The organism is Hymenobacter armeniacus (genome assembly GCF_014699055.1).
Taxonomy (GTDB): domain Bacteria; phylum Bacteroidota; class Bacteroidia; order Cytophagales; family Hymenobacteraceae; genus Hymenobacter; species Hymenobacter armeniacus.
Genome location: NZ_JACXAC010000002.1, coordinates 449640 through 470720, shown reverse-complemented (window position 1 = coordinate 470720; position 21081 = coordinate 449640). Strand labels below are relative to the sequence as shown.

At 60.2% G+C, this 21081-nt stretch carries 17 protein-coding genes; 6 read left to right on the top strand and 11 right to left on the bottom strand.

From position 1 onward, the window contains the following. Positions 1 to 62 precede the first annotated feature (62 nt). The 3 genes from IC234_RS06435 to IC234_RS06425 all read right to left on the bottom strand — a co-directional run bounded on the left by IC234_RS06435 (position 63) and on the right by IC234_RS06425 (position 3560). The gene (locus IC234_RS06435) at positions 63 to 1172 is read right to left on the bottom strand and encodes a glycosyltransferase family protein (RefSeq protein ID WP_190923028.1); all 1110 of its coding nucleotides are present in this window, start codon (positions 1170 to 1172) and stop codon (positions 63 to 65) included. Positions 1173 to 1347: 175 nt separating this feature from the next. Beyond that, entirely contained in the window at positions 1348 to 2919 is a 1572-nt protein-coding gene (locus IC234_RS06430; protein ID WP_190923027.1) for a T9SS type A sorting domain-containing protein, read from the bottom strand. A 146-nt stretch (positions 2920 to 3065) separates the two neighbouring features. Continuing rightward, on the bottom strand, positions 3066 to 3560 hold the full coding sequence (locus IC234_RS06425; RefSeq protein ID WP_190923026.1) for a redoxin domain-containing protein: 495 nt from the start codon (positions 3558 to 3560) through the stop codon (positions 3066 to 3068). Between the two features lie 190 nt (positions 3561 to 3750). Here IC234_RS06425 and IC234_RS06420 point away from each other — a divergent pair, with 190 nt between their 5' ends. The 5 genes from IC234_RS06420 (at position 3751) to IC234_RS06400 (ending at position 11408) form a co-directional block, all read left to right on the top strand. Then, on the top strand, positions 3751 to 4620 hold the full coding sequence (locus IC234_RS06420) for a hypothetical protein (RefSeq protein ID WP_190923025.1): 870 nt from the start codon (positions 3751 to 3753) through the stop codon (positions 4618 to 4620). A gap of 153 nt (positions 4621 to 4773) precedes the next feature. Beyond that, a complete protein-coding gene (locus IC234_RS06415) occupies positions 4774 to 5250 on the top strand; it encodes a nucleoside deaminase (protein ID WP_190923024.1) in 477 nt (158 codons plus the stop codon). A gap of 146 nt (positions 5251 to 5396) precedes the next feature. Beyond that, positions 5397 to 6941: an FAD binding domain-containing protein gene (locus tag IC234_RS06410; RefSeq protein ID WP_190923023.1), complete on the top strand. Its 1545-nt coding sequence runs from the start codon at positions 5397 to 5399 to the stop codon at positions 6939 to 6941. A gap of 179 nt (positions 6942 to 7120) precedes the next feature. Further along, complete coding sequence (locus IC234_RS06405) at positions 7121 to 9412, top strand: xanthine dehydrogenase molybdopterin binding subunit (protein ID WP_190923022.1); 2292 nt, start codon at positions 7121 to 7123, stop codon at positions 9410 to 9412. A gap of 232 nt (positions 9413 to 9644) precedes the next feature. Beyond that, positions 9645 to 11408, top strand: a complete 1764-nt coding sequence (locus IC234_RS06400; protein ID WP_223827520.1) for an AIPR family protein — start codon at positions 9645 to 9647, stop codon at positions 11406 to 11408. A 102-nt stretch (positions 11409 to 11510) separates the two neighbouring features. On the opposite strand, the gene IC234_RS06395 is transcribed toward IC234_RS06400, so the two are convergent. After that, positions 11511 to 13919, bottom strand: coding sequence for a glycoside hydrolase family 3 N-terminal domain-containing protein (locus IC234_RS06395; RefSeq protein WP_190923020.1), 2409 nt, complete (start codon positions 13917 to 13919; stop codon positions 11511 to 11513). Positions 13920 to 14110: 191 nt separating this feature from the next. Here IC234_RS06395 and IC234_RS06390 point away from each other — a divergent pair, with 191 nt between their 5' ends. After that, entirely contained in the window at positions 14111 to 14608 is a 498-nt protein-coding gene (locus IC234_RS06390; protein ID WP_223827519.1) for a hypothetical protein, read from the top strand. A gap of 138 nt (positions 14609 to 14746) precedes the next feature. Here the strand turns inward: IC234_RS06390 and IC234_RS06385 are convergent, their stop codons facing one another. The 7 genes from IC234_RS06385 to allB all read right to left on the bottom strand — a co-directional run bounded on the left by IC234_RS06385 (position 14747) and on the right by allB (position 20917). Next, entirely contained in the window at positions 14747 to 16177 is a 1431-nt protein-coding gene (locus IC234_RS06385; protein ID WP_190923019.1) for a DUF6986 family protein, read from the bottom strand. 147 nt (positions 16178 to 16324) lie between these two features. Then, complete coding sequence (gene uraH / locus IC234_RS06380; RefSeq protein WP_190923018.1) at positions 16325 to 16663, bottom strand: hydroxyisourate hydrolase; 339 nt, start codon at positions 16661 to 16663, stop codon at positions 16325 to 16327. Beyond that, on the bottom strand, positions 16660 to 17169 hold the full coding sequence (gene uraD / locus IC234_RS06375; protein ID WP_190923017.1) for a 2-oxo-4-hydroxy-4-carboxy-5-ureidoimidazoline decarboxylase: 510 nt from the start codon (positions 17167 to 17169) through the stop codon (positions 16660 to 16662). The genes uraH and uraD overlap by 4 nt, the downstream gene beginning before the upstream one ends. After that, positions 17147 to 17431, bottom strand: coding sequence for a hypothetical protein (locus IC234_RS06370; RefSeq protein ID WP_190923016.1), 285 nt, complete (start codon positions 17429 to 17431; stop codon positions 17147 to 17149). Before IC234_RS06370 ends, uraD begins: the two co-directional genes overlap by 23 nt. A gap of 73 nt (positions 17432 to 17504) precedes the next feature. Further along, positions 17505 to 18251, bottom strand: coding sequence for a (S)-ureidoglycine aminohydrolase (gene allE, locus IC234_RS06365; protein WP_190923015.1), 747 nt, complete (start codon positions 18249 to 18251; stop codon positions 17505 to 17507). A gap of 61 nt (positions 18252 to 18312) precedes the next feature. Beyond that, complete coding sequence (locus IC234_RS06360; RefSeq protein WP_190923014.1) at positions 18313 to 19575, bottom strand: allantoate amidohydrolase; 1263 nt, start codon at positions 19573 to 19575, stop codon at positions 18313 to 18315. A 4-nt stretch (positions 19576 to 19579) separates the two neighbouring features. Further along, complete coding sequence (gene allB / locus IC234_RS06355; protein ID WP_190923013.1) at positions 19580 to 20917, bottom strand: allantoinase AllB; 1338 nt, start codon at positions 20915 to 20917, stop codon at positions 19580 to 19582. Between the last annotated feature and the right edge of the window lie 164 nt (positions 20918 to 21081).

Sequence of the window (21081 nt, the reverse complement as noted above, 5' to 3'; positions counted from 1 at the left end):
GACACCCACACGGCGCGGCCACCGAGACGCAAGTATGCGTCTCTACACTATCCAAGCAATGCCTACTCTCCGCCCCACGAGGCTTCCTGCGCCGCGGGCTCGGCCGGCAGGTGGCGGCTGCCGATTTCCTTTAGCTCCTCGTCGAGGCGCGCAAACAGCACCTCGTTGCCCTCCTGCTGGTAGCCGGACAGGGCTTTTTCAAAATTGGCCAGGCCGTAGAGGAAAGCGCGCAGGTTGTCGGCCGTGATGGCCTCAAAATGGCGGCCGTAGCCCATTTTTTCCACTTCGGCCGCGTTCAGCCACTGCTCAAACTGCGCCGGAATGGGAATGGCGCAAATGGGTTTGTGCAGAAACACGGCTTCCGAAATCAGCGAGAAGCCGCCGTTGGTGACCACGGCGCGGGCACTGGCCAGGTCGGCAATGAAACCGGCTTCGGAAAAGGCGCAGAGCTGCACGTTGCCATAGCTTTCCTGCTTGTTGAAGCCGTAGACGCGAAACTCCTGGTCGGGCAGCTGCTGGAGCAGGGGCACCAGGTTTTGCTGCGTGGTGGCCGACTGGTACACCAGCACGTGCCCGCCTTTCGAAGGCTTGGCGGCCAGGATTTCGGGCCGGATGATGGGCGGCACCAGCGTGGTGCGCTCCTTCTGCAGGGGCAGGTCGAAGAAGGTGGTGACGAAGTAGTGGCGGCTGTGCGGCAGCTTGGCCCGCACAATGCTTTTGGCCAGGTTGAAGTTGCCGCGCTCGGCTTTGGGCACCGCCACGTTCAGCTTGGCCCGACTGATAATCTGCATGTTGTCGATGCTGACCACGGGCAGCCGGTGCATCTTGGCAAATAGGTAGGTGAAGGACTCAAAGTCCGACACCACCACCTCGGGCTCAAAGTCACAGAGCAGCTCGCGGTACTTCGCGAAGTTGATGCGCAGGTCTTCCGGCGCGGTGCGCAGCGTGAGCGCGGCCGTGCGCAGCTTGCTCACGGCCAGCCCCTTGTAGGCCAAGTGAAAACCTCGGATTTCGTGCACCCGGCCCGGGAAGGCAGCGGCCAGCATTTTGTAGGCGCGGCTGCTGCTCACCACGCACACCTGGTGGCCCTGCGCCAGCAGATGGCCGATGACGACTTTGCTGCGGGTGGCGTGGCCCAGGCCCTCGCCGGGCACTCCGTATAAGATGTTCATGGGGCAAAGATGGGCAGGTCTGCGCAGACGTGGCGCCTCGCCCTACGGCCCCTCTCCCAAAGGAGAGGGGGAGCCGCACGGCACAGGACCCACACTATTTCCAAACAAAAAGTCATCGACTGGCACCCCTCTCCTTTGGAGAGGGGCCGGGGGTGAGGCGTCCGCCAGCATGTATTTACTTCACCACCAGCTTCTCGTTCCGCGTGCCTTCGTTCGATTCCAGCTTCACGAAATAGATGCCGGCGGCCACGCCCTCCAGCGGCAGCGGGAGTTGCTGCGGGCCGGCCGGGTAGGCCTTCTCGCGGGCCAGCGTGCGCACCACGCGGCCGGTGGCATCGACCAGCGCCACGCTGACGGGCCCGGGCTTGGCCAGCTGGAAACTGATGGCCGCCCCGCCGCTGCTGGCCGGGTTCGGAAACACGGCCATTTGCACGGTGCCGGGGGTGGTGGCCACGCCGGGCAGGCTGCTGAGCACGATGCTTTCGTCGCCGGGCTGGTAGGGCAGCAGCTCAAAATAGGTGAGCAGCATCTCGGCGGTGGTGCTTTCGCCCCAGGTCACTTGCTGGGGCGGGTTGTTGGGGTTGCGCGGGTTGTTGGCGGTGTTGTCGTAGGTGGCTTCGGCCATCAGGCGCGAGCCGAAGGGGATGCGCTGCAAGCCGGTGAAGCGGTAGGTGCCCTGCCAACGGAAGTCCCAATCGTTAATTTTCACCAGCCGAATGGTGTCGCCGTTGGGCTTCACGGCCCACACCTTCCAGCTTTTGCTGAGCAGGTGGGCGTGCGGCGACACGCTGAGCACCGTGACGTCGGCGGGCACCGTGAGCTGGGCGCGGAAGGTTTTGGTCTGGTTGGCCGGAATCACAAACGGTCCGTTGGTGAGCACGCTGGGCGAAATAGCCGGCAGCGTTTGCACGAAGCGCGTGACGGGCTGGCGGGCAAAGAAAATATTGACCACCGACGAGTCCTTCTGCGTCACGAAGTTTGGGCCGTAGTGAATCTGGAGCAGCAGCGAAGCGCGGCGGTACAGCTTCTTGCCCATGCCCGTGGGGTAAAAGCGCGCCTGCATGCCCGGCACCCAGGCGCCGAACACCTCTTCCACGGGGCTGAAGCCGAAGCCCCCGAAGCGGGTGTAGCCGTAGCCGGGGTCGGCGGCGTCGAGGGCCTGGGCCTGCTGGGTGGTGTCCATGCCGATGATGACGTGGTGCACGATGCGCTTGTTGCCGGCCCGAAACTCGATGGCGGCGATGTTGCGGTCGGCGGGCAGGTTCACGGGCAGCACGAAAATGCGGTACATGTCCTGGCCGTTGCCCTGATGCGTGAAGGCCTGGCGCATGGGCACCACCAGGTCGGGCGTGCCCAGCTGCGAGCCGCTGGGGAACGTGGGCACGGGCGGCGTCTGGGCGGCGTTGCCCTGCGGCATGCCATTGTCGACCCAGTCCCGAATCTGCTGGATTTCGGTGGTGGTGAGGGTGTTTTCGTCGAGGTAGTGCCGGTAGTTGGCGTCGGGCTTCCACGGCGGCATGTACTTGGTGCCCGTCACGTATTTAATGGTCTGGGCGTGGCTGGCCACCTCGGCGTAGGTGGTGAGCGGAAACGGGGCCACCTCGCCCGTGCGGTGGCAGGGCGTGCAATGCTGGTACACCAGCGGGGCAATGTGCTGGCTGAACGTGACCTGCGCGCCGGTTTGGGCCTGGGCGCGGGGCGCCGCCAGCAGAGCGGTTAAGCAAAGAAGGGAGAAAAGGTGTTTCATGAATAATAATTAAAACGTCATGCTGAGCGCAGCCGAAGCATCTCTACTGCGCAAGTAATTCAGAGTTAGTCCTGCGGGAGAGATGCTTCGGCTACGCTCAGCATGACGACTTTTTTTTGCAGATAGGGCAAGCTCTAACCTCAAATTTACTCAATAAAACAACCCACCGGCTCGGTGCGCGGCACGGCCACGGGCCGGCCGGCCACCACATCGGCTAGGGCGTCGGCCAGCTCGTGGCGGCGCGTCACGGGGCGGTGCTGGCCCAGGGCGGCGTAGGCGTCGTTCAGGCGGCCGCGGTAGAGGGCGGTGCGGCCATCGGGCCCCAGCACCACGGCCTCCGGGGTCACGCGGGCCTGCAGCTGCCGGGTGAGCCGGTGGCCAGGGTCGGCTTGCAGCGGGAAAGGCAGCTGGTAGGTTTTGGCGAAGGCGGCCAGGGCAGCCGGCGTGGCGTCGGCCGCCGGAAACACGCCCACAAACCGCACGCCCTGCGCCGCGTATTGGCCGTGCAGCTCGCGCAAGGGCAGCGTGGCCGCCTGGCTGATGGGGCAGGTATCGGCCAGAAAAACGTAGACCGTGGCCCGCGGCGCAGGCCCCGAAACCAACAGCGTTAAATAACTGACCAGCAAGTACAGCAGCGGCATACGCGAAGATACAACAGCTGGCGTTGGGCCGAAGCGTTGGAAAGACACCGCCGCCCGGCGCTGGGTTCCGGCGTTTTCGGCCTGATTTTCGTTTTTGCCCCGTTCTCCTTATTCTTCCCTTATGAAAATCTCTTTCTCTTGTGTTGCCTCGTGGCGCTCGGCGGGTCTGTTCGCTGCTTCAGCCTTGCTCTTGGCTACTTCCTGCACCGCGCCGCGCGCCATTGTGGCCACCGGCAAAGTCACGCCCCAGGGCGAGTTCCGGGTGGGCTACAACCAGGGCTTCAACGTGGCCACGGCCTCGCTCAGCAAAGCGGGCGCCGCCGTGAAGGAAGCCGCCAGCCAGGCCCTGACCCAGCAAAAGGTGGACTACACCGACGCCACCACCCAACTGCAGGCCGCCGCCCTGGCCTACGTGCTCGACCCGGTGCAGCCCACCGCCGACCTGAACTTCCGCTACGGCATCGTGCCGCGCCTCGACGCGGGCTACAAGTACGCCTTCGGCTCGCACGTCTTCGACACCCAGTACCAGTTTCTGGGCCCCACCGGCACGCCCGAAGACCCCGGCGCCGGCGCCACCACCGGCACCACCTACGGCAGCATCGGCCTGCAGTTTGCCACCCAGCGCGCCAAGCTGCCGGGGCTGTCCTTCTTGTCCGACATCAACTCGCTGCTGAATTTCCGGGCCACGCGCTACGACCTGCTTATCCCGCTCACGTTCAGCAATTCCTTCGGACCCGAGGAGGAAATCGGGGCCATCAGCTACGGCCTGGTGTATGCCCACAGCTGGGTGAGCTACGGCTTCGCCCCCACCAAGCTGTTCAACGGCTCGGTGCAGGTGCCCGAGCTCACGCTGCAGAAGCGCGATTTTTCGTCGTTCGGCGGGTTTGTGAACCTGAAGCTGGGCTACCGCTACTTCTACGTCATCCCGGCGGTGTCGCTGTTCTACCAGAACTACGGCAACTACGCCCTGCTAAACGGCCAAAGCACCTCGCTGAGCGGCGTGACGGTGGTGCCTTCGCTGGGCTTCCAGCTGCGGCTGCCCAATTTGTTTAAGCAGTAAGCACGTTGCGGGCGCGGGAGGCGGTTTGCCATGCGCGGTCGGACCGTGGCCGGCGGCTGAGCGGGCAACAAAGAATGTCACGCGCAGTGGCGTTCTTTGTTGCCCGTTTTTCGGAATCGTTTCCGGAAAACGCTTTTTCACGTCTCCCCACCTATGGAAGCTCCCAACCCCGAATTCATGCGCGAAGCCATTCGCCTTTCCATCGAAAAAATGCAGGCCGGTTTTGGCGGGCCCTTCGGGGCCGTGGTGGTGAAAGATGGCCACATCATTGCCCGCGGCTTCAACCAGGTCACCACCACCCACGACCCCACCTGCCACGCCGAAGTCGACGCCATCCGCAAGGCCTGCAAAGAACTGGGCACCTTCCAGCTCGACGGCTGCGACCTTTACACCAGCTGCGAGCCCTGCCCCATGTGCCTCGGGGCCATCTACTGGGCCCGCCCGCGCCGGGTGTTTTACGGCAACACCAAGGCCGATGCCGCTGCCATTGGCTTCGACGACCAGTTCATCTACGAAGAACTGGACCGGCCCATGGAAAACCGTAAATTGCCCATGACGCAGCTGCTGCGCGACGAGGCCCTGGCCGGTTTCCGCGCCTGGACGGAACTGGAAGGCAAAACGGAGTATTAGGGTAAATCGCCTGTCATCCTGAGCGCAGCGAAGGACCTTATCACGTTTGCGCCACCTGATTACTGCAAATTGTTCTGGCGTGAGAAGGTCCTTCGCTGCGCTCAGGATGACAGACGGATAACAGACGGCACAATCACCAAGCTATTATGATTGAATTTCTCCTCAACGACCAGCCCATTCGCACCAGCGAGGCCCCGGCCAGCGCCCTGCTCGATTTCGTGCGCTACCACGAGCAGCTCAAGGGCACCAAAATCGGCTGCCGCGAGGGCGACTGCGGCGCCTGCACCGTGCTGGTGGGCGAGCTAAGCGCCGACGGCCAGATGGTGAACTACCAAAGCATGACCAGCTGCCTCACGCCGCTGGGCAACGCCCACGGCAAACACATCGTGACGGTGGAAGGCATCAACGCGGCCGGCTCGCAACTCACCCCCGTGCAAAAGGCCATTGTGGATGAAGGCGGCTCACAATGCGGCTTCTGCACGGTGGGCTTCGTGATGTCGCTCACCGGCCACAGCCTGAGCAGCCAGCCCGCCACTAAGAAAAGCACGATTGCGGCCATCGATGGCAACATCTGCCGCTGCACGGGCTATAAGTCGCTAGAGCGCGCCGCCGCCCGGCTCACCGCCGAGTTGGAACAGCGCCCAGCCGAAAACGCACTGGCCTGGCTCAGCGATAAGCAATTCGTGCCCGGCTACTTCGCTGACATCCCGGCCAAGCTCGCCAAGCTGCGCCTCAATGAAGCCCAGACAACGGAAGCTTCTTCAGCGGCTATAGCAGCTTCTGCTACCGTTCACGCCAACGGCGGCAGCCAGGTGTCGACCTCGCCCAACGGCCACGCCCAGAACCAGAACGACCACGGCCATTCACCCATTCGCCAATTCACTCATTCACTCATTGGAGGGGGTACCGACCTACTCGTTCAGCGCCTAGAAGAGCTGCGCGAACAGCCCGGCGTGCGCTTGATTTTCGACCAGCCCGGCCGGCGCGGCATCCGCCACGAAACCACGGGCCGCGTGGTGCTGGGTGCGGCCACCACGGCCAGCCAGCTGCTCGAATCGGACCTGCTGCGCGGCCTGCTGCCCAACCTGCCGCAGTACCTGAAGCTGGTAAGTAGCACGCCCATCCGCAACATGGGCACGGTGGCCGGCAACTTCATCAACGGCTCGCCAATTGGTGACCTCACCATAATGTTCCTGGCCCTGGGCGCGTCCATCACGCTGCTCGGCACGGCCGGCACCACCCGCGAGCTGGCCCTGCCCGACCTCTACCTCGGCTACAAAAAACTGGCGAAAGCCGCCGACGAGCAGGTTATCGAAATCAGCTTCCCCGCCCCTCTGGCCGGCGACTTTTTCCACTTCGAGAAAGTATCCAAACGCACCCACCTCGACATTGCCAGCGTGAATTCCGCCGCCTGGCTGCGGGTCGAAAATGGCATTATCCAGGCGGCCCGCGTTTCGGCGGGCGGCGTGGGGCCGGTGCCGCTGCTGCTGGCCCGCACCAGCGCTTTCCTACAAGGCCGCGAGCTGACCGCCGAAACCGTGACCGCTGCCAACGAGGTGATGCAGGCCGAAATCAGCCCAATTTCGGACGTGCGCGGCACCACCGACTACAAGCGACTATTGTTGCGTCAGTTATTGTGGGCGCATTTCCTGGAGTTTGCGCCGGAGCTGGCGGTAGATGAATTGATTTAAATTTAAGCGTCTCCTGACGTCAACCTCACCCCCTGACCCCCTCTCCCAAAGAGAGGGGGCACCGGACTTGCTCCTGCGAATTCGGTCTGAAGTCGTCCTCACAGACCGGTGCCCCCTCTCTTTGGGAGAGGGGGTCAAGGGGTGAGGTTGACGCGGAGGGCGACTTGCAAGCTAAACCCATGAACCACCTCGACCCCAACCGCCACGTGCGCGGCGAATCACAGTACCTCGACGACGTACCCGTGCAGCAGGGCACCCTGTACGGGGCTGTGTTTGAAAGCCCGCTGGCCCACGGCGTGCTCCGCAGCCTCGATTTTAGCGCCGCGCTGGCCGCGCCGGGCGTGGTGCGCGTGCTCACGGCCCAGGACATTCCCGGCCAGAACCAGATTGGCGGTATCGTGGCCGATGAGCCGCTGCTGGCCGAGGGGCACGTGCATTTCCGGGGGCAGCCGGTGGCGCTGGTGCTGGCCCGCACCGAGGCGCAGGCCCACGCCGCCCTCAAGCTCATCAAGGTCGAAATCGACCCGCTGCCCGTCATTACCGACCCGCGGGTGGCGGCTGCGCAGGGTGAGTTGATTGTACCGCCGCGCACCTTCCGCCTCGGCGATTCGGCGGCGGCCTGGGCTACTTGTGCGCACGTGTTCGAGGGCGTGGCTGAGAACGGCGGGCAGGAGCATTTATACATCGAAACGCAGGGCGCCTACGCCTTCCCCACCGAGATGGGCGGGGTGCGGATGATTTCCTCGACGCAGGGGCCGACGGCCGTGCAGCGCCACACAGCCGTGGTGCTGGGCCTGGGTATGCACCAGGTGGAAGTGGACGTGACGCGCCTCGGGGGCGGTTTCGGCGGCAAGGAAGACCAGGCCACGCCCTGGGGGGCGCTGGCCGCGCTGGGCGCCTTCATCACCAAGAAGCCGGTGAAGCTGGTGCTCGACCGTATGGCCGACATGCGCATGACCGGCAAGCGCCACCCCTACTCGTCCGATTTCAAAATCGGCTTCGATAAGGACCTGAAAATCGTGGCCTACGAAGTCACCTTCTACCAGAACGCCGGGGCCGCCGCCGACCTGTCGCCGGCCGTGATGGAGCGCACGCTCTTCCACGCCACCAACGCCTATTTCGTGCCCAACGTGACGGCCACGGCCTTTTCGTGCCGCACCAACCTGCCGCCCAACACGGCCTTCCGGGGCTTCGGCGGGCCGCAGGGCATGTTCGTGATAGAGTCGGCCCTGGCCAAGGCGGCCGAGGAGCTGGGCCTGCCCACCTACGAGCTGCAGCGGCGCAACCTGCTGCGCGAGGGCGACCTGTTCTCGTACCGGCAGGCGGCCGAAATGTGCCACGCCGAGCAGGCCTGGGACACGGCCGCCCGCGAGTTCGACCTGGCCGGCATGCGGGCCGAAGTCGAGCAGTTCAACCAAACCAATAAGCTGAAGAAGAAGGGCTTCGCGGTGATGCCCATCTGCTTCGGCATCTCGTTCACCAAAACGCCCATGAACCAGACGCGGGCGCTGGTGCACATCTACTCCGACGGGTCGGTGGGCATCAGCACGGGCGCGGTGGAAATGGGCCAGGGCGTGAACACGAAAATCGCGCAGGTGGCGGCCCGCACGCTGGGCATTTCGATTTCGCGCATCAAAATCGAAACCACCAACACCACGCGCGTCGCCAACACCTCCCCCAGCGCCGCCAGCGCCACCGCCGACCTCAACGGCAAGGCCACCGAAATGGCCTGCGCCGCCCTGCGCAAGCGCCTGCTCGAGCACGCCAGCACCGAGTACACGCTCAACTACGAGGGCCTCGAAATCCACGACGAGCAGGTGCTGGCCGCCGGCGTGCCCGCCGATACCAACTGGGAGAAGCTGGTGTCGTCGGCGTTCTGGAAGCGCGTGGCCCTCACCGAAAACGCCCACTACGCCACCCCCGACCTGCATTTCGACGCCACCGTGAACCAGGGCCACCCCTTCGCCTACCACGTGTACGGCACGGCCCTCACCAGCGTGACGGTGGACTGCCTGCGCGGCACCTACACCGTGGATGCCCTGCGCATTGCCCACGATTTCGGCCAGAGCTTCAACGAAGTCATCGACCGGGGCCAGATTGAGGGCGGCGCAGTGCAGGGCATCGGCTGGATGACGATGGAGGAAGTGGCCTACAACGACGAAGGCCACCTGCTCAGCAACTCGCTCAACAGCTACAAAATCCCCGACATCTACGCCGCGCCCAAGGTGCTCGATGTGCATTTCCTCGACACGCCGGGCCACCCCAAAGCCATCCTGCGCTCCAAGGCCGTGGGCGAGCCGCCGCTCATGTACGGCATCGGCACCTACTTCGCCCTGCGCGACGCGGTGCGGGCCTTCCAAGGCCACACGGCCCTCCCCTTCTCCGCGCCGATGACGCCGGAAAAGGTGCTGGTGAGCTTGTACCCGGAGTTTGTGGGGGTGAGTGAAACGGGTGCGGTGGCGCGGGCTTAGCGCGGTGTGGATTGTGGGGTTTGAGCGTGTACTACGACGAATAACAGCACAAGCGTCAGCGAAGGCTTTTTTTGAAGCATCGTAAAAGAATGAATCACAAAAACCTTTACATGCAATATTCAATTACCTATTAATAAAAGGCATTTGAATATTATGTGTATGTTTGAGTGAAGGTTCCATAATTAAAATCCAGAAGATAATAATGAGCAAATACGCAACACTTCTCAATATATTGGATAAAGTATGTCAAGAGGCACCTATCACTTTTAAAAAATATCACCCGCCTGTAGAAGATACAGAAAAGGTAAATCAAGCTAGAGCGAGGGCATTCATACACTTATATTTAAAGGTAAGCTTTGGATTGCTTGACTTTATTGAGAGAGAGAACTACTTGACTGATGACACCTTCGACGGGGGAATTGACGGATACTATATAGACGCAGATTCGAAAACGATATATCTTATTCAATCTAAATTCAGAACATCTGAATCGAATTTCAATTCAAAAGAGATAGAGCTAATGGAAATATTAGCAATGGATATTTCAAGAATACTTGATGGCGAAAACCAAGATGAGAAAGGCAATGAATACAACGGAAAGATAAAACAAATGATAAAGAAACTGTCTCTTATAAAAGACATTTCAAGATACAGATATGAGGTTGTCATATTAGCCAATCTAAGTAAAGTATCAAATAGTAATCTAAAAAAGTTAACTGATGGCTATCCTGCTCAAGTTTTTGATTTCGAAAAAAGTTATAACCAGCTTGTATATCCTGTAGTTTCGGGGACATATTTCAATGCCACAGATTTACATATTTCCCTAGACTTAAGTAATAAAAATTCAGGCTCAAAGATTAGCTATGCTGTCGAAACGGAATACAGCAAGTGTGAAATAACAGTTTTATTCGTACCTACTGTTGAAGTAGCAAAATTAATGCAAAAATATAAAAATTCTATTTTAAAATTCAATCCACGAAGCTACCTTGAATTCACAGGAAGAAAGGTGAATAATTCTATCAGGGAATCAATCGTAGGAAAGAAAACAAATGAATTTGCTTTATACAACAATGGCATAACCATGCTATCCGATGAAAGCAATATTAATGAGAAAATTGGCCAAAAAAACAAAGCACAACTTACTGTCACAAATCCTCAAATTATAAATGGTGGGCAAACATCTTTTACTTTAAGCAGAATTCTTGATGAATTCCAAAATGAAGAAAGTATTTTTGAGAACAAGGAAGTTCTGCTTAAAATAATAACGTTCACTAATGAAGATACTACACCTACTAGCGAAGCAAATAAGCTGGAACTAATTGAAGCCATTTCACAAGCAACAAATCAACAAACCACTGTCACAAACGCTGATAAAGTTGCAAATAGCAAGAGCAATATTGAGTTGCAGTCTATTCTATTTAATAGATACGGCATATTTTATGAAAGAAAGCTAGGTGAATTTGCAGATGGAATCGCAGAGGGCTATATAAACGAAAAGGGAATTTTAGAAAGAAACTTATTCTACAAAATTCTTTATGCGACTCAAGGAAGAATTGAAGATGCAAAGCAGAAAAGACTTTTTCAGAAAGGAGCGTTTGACACTTCTAGCCTTAATGCAAAAGTGCTTGATAAATTTTATTTTGGATACTTGAGTTTTATTGAACTAACTAAAGATTTAACTATAATAAACTTGCGCAACAGCCAATTATTTTCTAAAATATATGCATCAGTGCTAATAGGCAGTATTTATGACACTGACTTATCTATCAAAAACTCTCCAAAATCCATACTCACTTTAACTAAGCATTGGAATTCTTTCGAGGGTCACATTTCTACAAAACCAGAAAACTCACGCTTTAGCAGCATAATTATTGACAAAAAGACGTCACAAGAAACTTTGACATTCAATTATGCGAACTACTTTTCAAAAGGAGATTTCAAAAATGATGTCATCGGCTATTTTACCGCTATAGTTCAAAATAGCCAAGAAATTTGATTTTTTGCTGAACTCAAAAGAGGCTGAAGCTCCCGTAGCTTCAGCCTCTTTCTGTTTCTGCCGCAGCTCAGGGCTTGGGGGAAGGAGTTGGGCAGCGCTGAGCTACTCCGCCTTACTCACGAACGTCTGCTTCGCCCGAATATCCGTCGAGGAGCTGCCCACCAGCACTTCGAATTCGCCGGGCTCGACTACCCAGTTCATGTTGCGGTCGAGCAGCGCCAAATCGTCGGGGCGGAGGGTGAAGTGGATGGTTTTTTTCTCGCCGGGGGCCAGGCTCACGCGCTCGAAGCCGCGCAGCTGGCTGTCGTAGGTGATGACGGTGCTGAGCTTGTCGCGCAGGTAGAGCTGGACTACTTCGTCGCCTTTTACCGGGCCGGTGTTGGCCACGTCCACTGCTATTTCGATGGGGGCTTTGGGGGCGGCTTCGCGGGGCGTTACCTGGAGGTTGGAATAGGCGAAGGTGGTGTAGCTCAGGCCGAAGCCGAAGGGATAGAGGGGGCCGTTGGTGGCGGTTTTGCCGCCGCCGTTGGGGTCGCCGCCGATGGGCTGGTCGGCCTGGGAGGCGGGCTTGAAGGGGAAGTTGAACTCAATCTGGCCGGTGCTTTTGGGGAAGGTCATGGTGAGCTTGCCGCCGGGGTTATAGTCGCCAAACAGCGCCTCGGCGATGGCCGTGCCGCCCGACGGGCCCGGGAACCATGCCTCCAGAATGGCCGGCACCTGGCGCGCCGCCCAGTTGATAGTGAGCGGCTGGCCGTTGATGAGCACCAGCACCACGGGCTTGCCGGTGGCGTGCAGGGCCTCCAGCAGCTGTTGCTGGCGGCCGGGCAGCTCGAGCGAGGTGCGCGAGAGGCTTTCGCCCACGGTTTTGTCGTCCTCGCCCAGCACGGCCACGATGACATCGGCGGCCTGGGCTTTGGCCACGGCGTCGGCGATGCCCTGCTGCTCGGGGGCGCTCAGGGGCGTGGGCACCAGCTCGGTATCGGGCCAGCCGGGGCACACCACGTCGCAACCCTTGGCGTACTGCACCGTGAGGCCGGGGCCGGCCGCCGCTTGCAGGCCCTTGAGCACGGTGGTCACGGGGTTGTTCGAGGGGCCGTAGCGGCTGATGGCGGGGTCGGGGTTATCGGCCAGCGGGCCCACTACGAGCAGGTTTTTCAGCTGGCTTTTTTGCAGGGGCAGGCGGGCGTTTTCGTTTTTCAGCAGGACGAGTGATTCGCGGTTGGCTTGCAGAGCGAAGGCCTCATCGGTGGGCGTGTGCACGGTTTTGTCGGCCTGTTTGGGGTCGGGCACGTAGGGCTGGTCGAAGAGGCCGAGGCGGAATTTCACGCGCAGCACCTCGCGCACCCGCGCATCGACGGTGGCCTGGGCCAGGCGGCCGGTTTTCACCAACTCGCGCACGTTGTTGATGTAGGTGGCGGGGGTGTAGAAGTTGGTCCACACGTTCAGGCCGGCCTCCACAGCCTGGCGGGTGCCGTCGAGGAAATCGGGCGCGACGTGGTGCTTCTCGGAGATGAATTCCACCGCCCGGCTGTCGGACACCACGTAGCCATCGAAGCCGTATTGCTGGCGCAGCAGTTCCGTGAGGAAGTAGTGGCTGCCGGTGATGGGCACGCCGTCCCAGTCGTTGTAGCTGCTCATCACGCCCAGCGGGTGGGCCTCCTGAATGACGCGGCGAAACGGGTAGAGGAACAGCTGGTGCAGCTCGCGGGGCGCGACGTGCGGGTCGGTGCGGGCGTTGCCGTCGCGCCCGCCCTTGGGCACGCTGTACACGGCGAAATGCTTGAGCGTGGCGGCCACGCCCTGGCCCTGCACGCCGAGGACCATTTGCTTGCCCAGCTCCGCGATGAGGAAGGGGTCTTCGCCGTAGCACTCCACCACGCGGCCCCAGCGCGGGTCGCGGGCGGGGTCCAGGATGGGCACGTACACGTTGGTGTAGCCCAGGGCTTTGGCCTCGCGGCCCACGGTTTCGCCGGCGCGGCGCACCAGGGCCTTGTCCCAGGTGCTGCCGATGCCGATGGGGGCCGGCAAGGGCGTGGCGCGGTCGTGGTTCAGCCCGTGGATGCCCTCGTTGGTGAAATCGACGGGGATGCCCAGTCGGGTTTCCTCCACAAACCAACGCTGCACGTTGTTGATGCCCACCGCGTGCTGGCTGAACGGGAAGGTGTATTTACTGGCGGCCTTGGGGGTGTTGCGCACGCCGTTCAGCTCCTCGTCGATGTTGGCGATACCGTCCTTCCAGACTTCATTTTTCCAGCCGGGCGTGGGCATTTCGTCCTTCAGCACCCGCCCGAAACCGTAGAGCGTGGCCATCTGGCAGGTTTTTTCGTCCAGGGTCATCTGGGCCAGCAGGTCGTCGACGCGCTTTTCCAACGGCTGAGTCACGTCCTCGTACACATCGCGCCGGCCGTTTTTGTTGAAGTCGACCCAGCCTTTGTGGTAGAGGTTTTTCTGGGCGTGCGCCGTGGTGGTAAGCAGGCAGCTCAGGGCCAGCAGCAGGGATTTTTGATTCATGAAAAGGACGGTCGGGTGGGATTTGGGGAAGTCGGAAACGCCCGTAAACTTCCCGCCGGAATGGCCCGAAACCAACGCTTATCTACGCAAACGTTTACAAGTGCGCTCGCCGTTTTCTTTCGCCGCACCTATGACGCCGGAAAGGGTTTTCGTACTTTTGCACCCCGATTTTTACGAACCCCCTCCCCTACTTGCAACTTACCCGTTCCATTCCCCTCGGCACCCACGTCCAGGGCTTTCTGATTTACGCCGCCGGCGACACCGCCGCCGCGCTGTTGCTGCAGCAGTTTAGCTGGCTGCGGCTGCTGGGCATGGCCCTGGTGGGCGGCCTGCTCTACTCCACGGAGGTGCCGGCCTACTTCCGCTGGCTCGACGCCCGGGTGCCCACCCGCCCCGACGGCAGCCAGCTACGCAAAACCGGCCGCGCGGCCCTCACCCTGCTCTACTTCAACCCGCTCTGGATTGCCCGGCACTACGTGTTTCTGGGCGTGTTCGGGGGCGCCGCCGAAACGGTTTCGCTGGCCCTGTTGCCCGTCGCCGGCCGCTCTTTCCTGCTAAATGCTCCGGTTTCGCTGGCGGCCAACTACTACATTCAGAACCGCGTGGCCACCGGCCGGCGCTTCATGGCCAGCGCCGTGTTCTCGGGCATCATGGCCGTGTCGTACGCTCTCAGCGCCGCCTGGCTGTAGCACGGAGGGGCTGTTTGCCGCTTCGCTTTCCACCGCTTCAAAAACCAACAAAAAAGCCCCGTTGCTGAATGCATCGAGGCTTTTTTGTTGGAATCCGTCAGGCTCCCCTCCCCTGTGGAGAGGGGCCGGGGGTGAGGTTTAACGTCTGCGCCGCCCTTCCAGAATGCGGAAGAACGAGCGGGTTTGCACCTCTTCCAGCGTGAGGCCGGTGGCGAGGATTTCCTCTTCCGAAATCGCGCCGCAGTTCAGGGCTTTGAGGAAGAAGTTGAGCAGGCCCTGGCCGGTGGCGGCATCGTCGAAAATGTCGCCGGTAAGGGTGGAAATGGCGGCGCGCTCCACGAAGGTTTTCAGGCGATGCACGGCATCGGCGTAGCTGCTCAGGAAGAAGTTGTAAGTGGCGGCGTAGCGCATCGGCAACTGGGCGGGGTTGAGGTCCCAGCCCTGGTACATGCCGTTGATGAGCGAGTGCGTGGTGTGGTGGTAGGCCTGGCGCCAGGCGTTGTGCACCGATTCCTGGTTTTCGCGCAGCTGGGCGTAGCTCAGGTTTTCGCCGCGGTGCGGGCCGATGGGCATCACGTTGGTGGCGCCATCCGAGAGGAAAATGCCGGTGCCGCCCAACGCTACTTTGGTCATGTGGTGGGCGAAGTCGCACACCGGGTGGGCCATGGTCTGGTACTTGGCCGTGATGCCGCAGGAGGCGGTGTAGTCGTAAGTGCCGAAGTGGGCCGCAATGCAGCGCCCCTCGCTGGCCCGGATGATGCGCATGAGCGGGTTGCGGCCCTCCTCGTCCATCACAATCTGGGTGGCCTCCACCATGGTTTCCATTTTGAGCGTGCCGGGGGCCAGGCCGTTGGCCTGCTCCAGCAGCTCAAACAGGCGCACCATCGTCGTCATCTGCTCCGGGATGGTCACTTTGGGCAGCATCACCACGAAGTTGTCGGGCAGCTTGCCGCCGGTTTCTTCCAGCAGGGTGGTCAGGAAAATGTCGAGCGTGCGCACGCCGCGCTGCTTCAAATCTTCGGTGAAGGGCTTGATGCGGATGCCAATAAAGGGCGAGAGCGTGCCCTGCTGCATGCCCTTGGCCACTTCTTGGGCGGCGCGCACGGCGGTTTCGTCCTCCTCGGCATCGGGCCGGTTGCCGAATCCGTCCTCGAAATCGACGCGGAAGTCTTCCACGGCTTCGCGCTGCAGCTTCTGCACAATCTTGTTGTAGACCGAGTACGCCAGCCAGGCGGGCTCCTGCTTGCGCTCATCGGCCGTCATGGCATCCAGCTTGGCCGTCAGTTCGTGGATGTCTTTTTCCAGAACGGGCAGGTGCTCGTGGTTTTTGAGCTGCAGCACGCGGGCCAGCTCCACGAAGTTGGGCGCGTAGGTCTGCAGGTTGTTGAGGGCGATGTCGCCCATGCGCTTGCAGGTATCGGCCTTGAAGAGGTTAGCGCCGCCGTACACGGTGTGCACGGGCTGGCGGTCGGGCTTGTCGCCGGGGTATACCTGCTGGAAATGGCGGTTGGCCACGCCCAACTCGTCGAGCAGAGCAGTTTTGGCGGAATCTGGTAAGCTGAGTTTCATGGTGGGAATTAAAGGATGTAGAGACGCAATATTTTGCGTCTCGTCGTTGCTGATGTTGTTTAGTTGGCGCGGCTCTGACCGTTCTAATAGCGTCGTTCAACGTCACCGTTCAACGACGAGACGCAAGATATTGCGTCTCTACACCGTTCAGGACCCACGGTAGGTAGAATACCCGAACGGATTCAGCAGCAGCGGCACGTGGTAATGCTCGGTGGTGGCCACATCGAAAATGATTTCCACGAAGGGATAAAAATTTGCCGTGTTGTCCTGCGCGAAATATTCCTGGGTGTAAAATTTCATTTTATAAATCCCCAATTCCAACTGCTTTTCCCGGGGCAATAAATCGGCAATTCGGCCGTCCGCATTCGTGACGCCGCGCGCTATTTCCTGCCAGTTATCGCCGGCCTGCTGCAGCAGCGCAATGGTCACATTAGCGGCGGGCTTGCCCTTGGTGGTATCGAGAATATGCGTAGTAATCTGGCTCATGCGGCAAGTAGTTTTTTGAGGCGAATGCGGGTAATTTTGTCCTGCTCGCCGGCGGCAATTAGAATTTCGTTTTCAGGAGAATTTGGCATGCGGGCTTGCAGCAAGGCCAGCATTTCATCGGCCGTTTTCCCCGTAGCGCACACGATGAAAATGTAGCCGAATTTCTGCTCATATTCCGCGTTGCCCGCCGCTAATGCCTCCAGTGTGGCTTGGGAAGCCTGTTTTACGGAAGCTTGCTCGCCTTCGGCCCATTGGCTAGTGCTGGCGAATTTTTCGCGCAGGGCAGCCACGTCGCCGCCTATTTTGGAGTGGTGAGTGAAGGCTTCGCGCCAGTCGGCTTCGCTGAGTTTATTCCACTGGTTTGTTGCCTCGTGCAGCAGCGTTTCGGCGTCAGCAATCGGAAATAAGGCCACCATATTTTCCACCCACGCTGTGGAGCCGCAGCATTTCTGCAGGGCTTCGGCGAGGGTGGGTTTTGGAAGGTTATTTAATTCGGTCAGAGTCATTCGTTATTTCTTTTTCACGCAATTCTGGGTGAGCAATTAGGCGCGACATGAATTCTATGGTCCCTTTGGCTCGGCGTGCTTTTTCAGCAAATGCAATGCCTGCAATCACTCCGGCTGCTACAGTCACCGCAGCTAGTATAATTCCCCATGTGCCTTTAATGATTAACCAGATAGCAGCACCCACAATTATGCCAATAAGAGCAGGAGATATAAATATCTGCAACCATGCTAACACCGAAAGTAACCGCTCAATCAACTTCATAGGTGTAGAAATTACTTGCGCGGTAGAGATGCTTCGGCTGCGCTCAGCATGACGGGCAAAAGCCCACTGGTTATTACAGCACGGTTGGAAAGCGGTTGACGTTCTTGTAGTAGATGTACACCGACGGCTCCTGGCCCATGGCCGTGGCCCACTGCTGGCAATAGGGTGCCATCCAGATGGAATCACCTTTTTTTACCGGGTACCAGCACTGGTCGAGCATGTAAATGGCCTGGCCTTCGAGGTACATCAGGCCGTGCTCCATGATGTGGGTTTCCACCATTGGCAGGTTGCCGCCGAGGCCGTAAGTGAAGATGTTCACGGCCATGTCGAAGCCCGGCTCGTTCGGCAGCAATTCCTGGATGCGCAGGGTCTCGTCGTTCATGTAGACGGGTGCTTTGCTGTAGTCCCGCTCACCCCAAAACACGCCCGGCGTGGCGTAGCCCGCGAGCGGCTCGTACACTTTGTGGAAAGTGAGCAGCTGCGTACCGGCTTCGGGCTGACTAAAATCGTAGCGCTGGCCGACGGGCACGTACACGTACTCGCCCGTTTTCAGCGGGCGGGTTTCGCCGCCCACCGTGGCTGTGCAGCTGCCCTGCACCACGTAGAAGAAAATCTGCGAGGCCTCGGTCTGGCCCTGCACGCGGCCGGCCTCGGTGAGGGTGATGAGCGTTTGGCAGAGGCGGGCGCCCATCTGCTCGTTGATGATGACGTTGGTGGTGCAGCCGGTCCAGCCGGGCACGTTGCTGTTGATGTAGCCGTCGGGGGCAATGATGGCGTGGTTGCGCTTCACAACTGAGCGCGTCAGGGCGGACATTTCCATGGCTGGAATTCGTAATTAAAATGAAGAATTAAAATTTGTTTCTGAAGAATCTCAGGCCACATCAGCCCATTTTTAATTCTTCATTTTTAATTATTAATTCAGAAATAAACCGGTCGGCCACGGCCACGGCGGCGGCCAAATCGGGCAGTTCCACATCTTCCAACGGGTTGTGACTGATGCCTTGGTAGCAGCGAATAAACAGCATGGTGGCCGGGGCCACGAAGGAAATGGGCACGGCGTCGTGGCCAGCGCCGCTCACCAGCGGAATGGTTTCGTGGCCGCTGTCGGCAATGGCCTGGGCCAGCAGCGCGTTCAGGCCGGCGTCGCAGGTTACGGGGGCCGTTTGCTGCACCGGTTTCCAGTTCAGCGCCACGTTGCGGTGGCCGGCCACGGTCTCGGCGTGGCTGCGGAGGTAGTCGTAGGCCTGGGCCAGTTGCTGCTCGTCGGGGCTGCGCAGGTCGAGGCTGCAGGTCACTTCGCCGGGAATCACGTTGCTGGCCGCGTGGCTGATGGCCAACTTGCCCACCGTGGCCACCAGCCCGCGGCCGTGCACCTGGGCAAACTGCTCGGCGGTGAGCACAAACTCGGCGGCGGCGCACAAGGCGTCCTGGCGCATGTTCATGGGCACGGTGCCGGCGTGGCCGGCCATGCCCCGGAAAGTCAATTCCACGCGCTGCTGGCCGGCAATGGCCGTTACCAGCGCCACGGGCACGTTGCGTTCCCACAGCACCGGGCCTTGCTCGATGTGCATCTCGAAATAGCCCAGCCAGTCGGCGGCCGGAATGGCGTCCGTTGCAAGTTGGGTCGCTTCGGCGCCCATGGTTTCCAGGGCCTGGGCCAGCGTGATGCCGGCCGCGTCGGGGCGCGCGAACCAGGCGGGCTCGAAGGAGCCGGCCACCACTTTGCTGCCCAGGTAGGTGGTGTGAAAGCGCACGCCTTCCTCGTCGCTGAAGGCAATCAGCTCGATGTGAAACGGCAGCTCAGCTTTTTGAGCAATGAGGTTTTCCAGCAAATCGAGGCCCATGAGCACGCCCAGCGGCCCGTCGAACTTGCCGGCGTTCACCACCGTGTCGATGTGCGAGGCCAGCACGAAGGTTTTGGCGGCGGGGTTTGGGCTTTCCAGCCGGGCGCGCAGGTTGCCGATGCCGTCGAGGCGGGTGGGCAGGCCGGCGGCCTGCATCCAGCCTTGCACCAAGGCGCGGCCCTGCAGGAAAGCGGGCGTGCCAAAGGTGCGCGTCACGCCGTCGGCGTCCTCGCTGATGGCGGCCAATTGCTGAATGCGCTGCATGATGCGCTCCGCGCGCGCTAAGTATTCCTGCTGCATCCAGCTACCGGGTTAAAAAGTTGCCGTGGTTGAGGCGAAGGGCGTTGGGGCGCTGGTAAACTTGTTCACCGCCCAGGAAAGTTAATTCCACCACGCCCGCCAATTCCTGGCAAATGTAAGGCGACACTTTGTGTTTGTGCCGAATGAGGTCCGCGGTGACTTCAAACGTCTTTTCGGGGTCCAGCACCAACAAATCGGCGTCGAAACCCACGGCAATTTTGCCTTTGTGCTGGTGTTGGCCAGCCAGCTTGGCCGGGTTTTCACTCAGCCATTTTGCCAGGTCGTTCAGGCTGGCGCCGCGCTGCCGGGCGGCCGTCCAGAGCACGGGCAGGGCAAATTGCAGCGAGGCAATGCCGCCCCAGGCGGTGGTAAAGTCGCCGCTATCCATCTGCTTTAAATCGGGCGGCGCGGGCGAGTGGTCGGTGGCCACAAAGTCAATAACACCGCGCTGCAGCGCGGCCCACAGCTGGTCGTTATTGGCCTTCTCGCGAATGGGCGGCGCGCATTTGAACTGCGTCTGGCCGTCCCGGATGTCCTCGGCGTTGAAATAGAGGTAGTGCTGGCCGGTTTCCACGGTTAAGGGCAGGCCCCGGGCTTTGGCAGCGGCAATGGGCGCAATGGAATTGGCCGACGACAGGTGCACGATGTGCACCCAGCAGCCGGTTTCTTCACACAGGCGAATCATCATCGCAATGGCCTCGTCTTCCCACTTTTTGGGGCGCGAAGCCAGGTAGTTTGGGTACGAGCGGTGGTCATTTTTTTTCCACTCGTCGTTGTCCTCCGATAACTCGCAGTGCACCAACAACGGCAGCTTGTGCCGCGCCAGAATCGGCATCACGCGCCGCAAATCCTCCTCCGTGGCGTTCGGAAAATCATCAATGCCGGAGTGCGTCAGAAAAGCTTTGAAGCCGAGCACCCCGGCCGCAATCAACGGCTCTATCTCGGCCGCGTTGCCCGGCACCACGCCGCCCCAGAAGCCCACGTTGCAGTGCAGCTGCCCCTGGGTGGCGGCGCGCTTGATTTCCAGATTGGCCACCGAGGTGGTGACGGGCGCCGAGTTGAGCGGCATGTCGACCAGCGAGGTGAGGCCGCCGGCCAGCGCGGCGCGGGTGGCCGTGTCGAAGCCCTCCCAGTCGGTGCGGCCGGGCTCGTTGATGTGCACGTGCGGGTCGATGACGCCGGGCAGCACGGCGTGGGTGCCCACGTCGAGGAGTTCGGCGCCGGCCACGTCAGCATCGTGCGGGAGGAGGGCGCTGATGCGGCCGTTTTCGAGGAGAAGGGTGGCGGCGCGCTCGCCGTCGGGCATGACGACGCGCTGGCTGCGCAAAGCGAGGGTTGACATGAAGGAGAAGTTTGGCGCTAAATTGGGGGCTTTTTCCCGGTTTAATTAATTTGGACGACGGGCAAGCGGCCAACGCCATTCAGCCCGTCATGCAGAGCGCAGCGAAGCATCTCGCGTGCCGCAACTAAACCAAACAGCTGAGTCACCCTTGCACGCGAGATGCT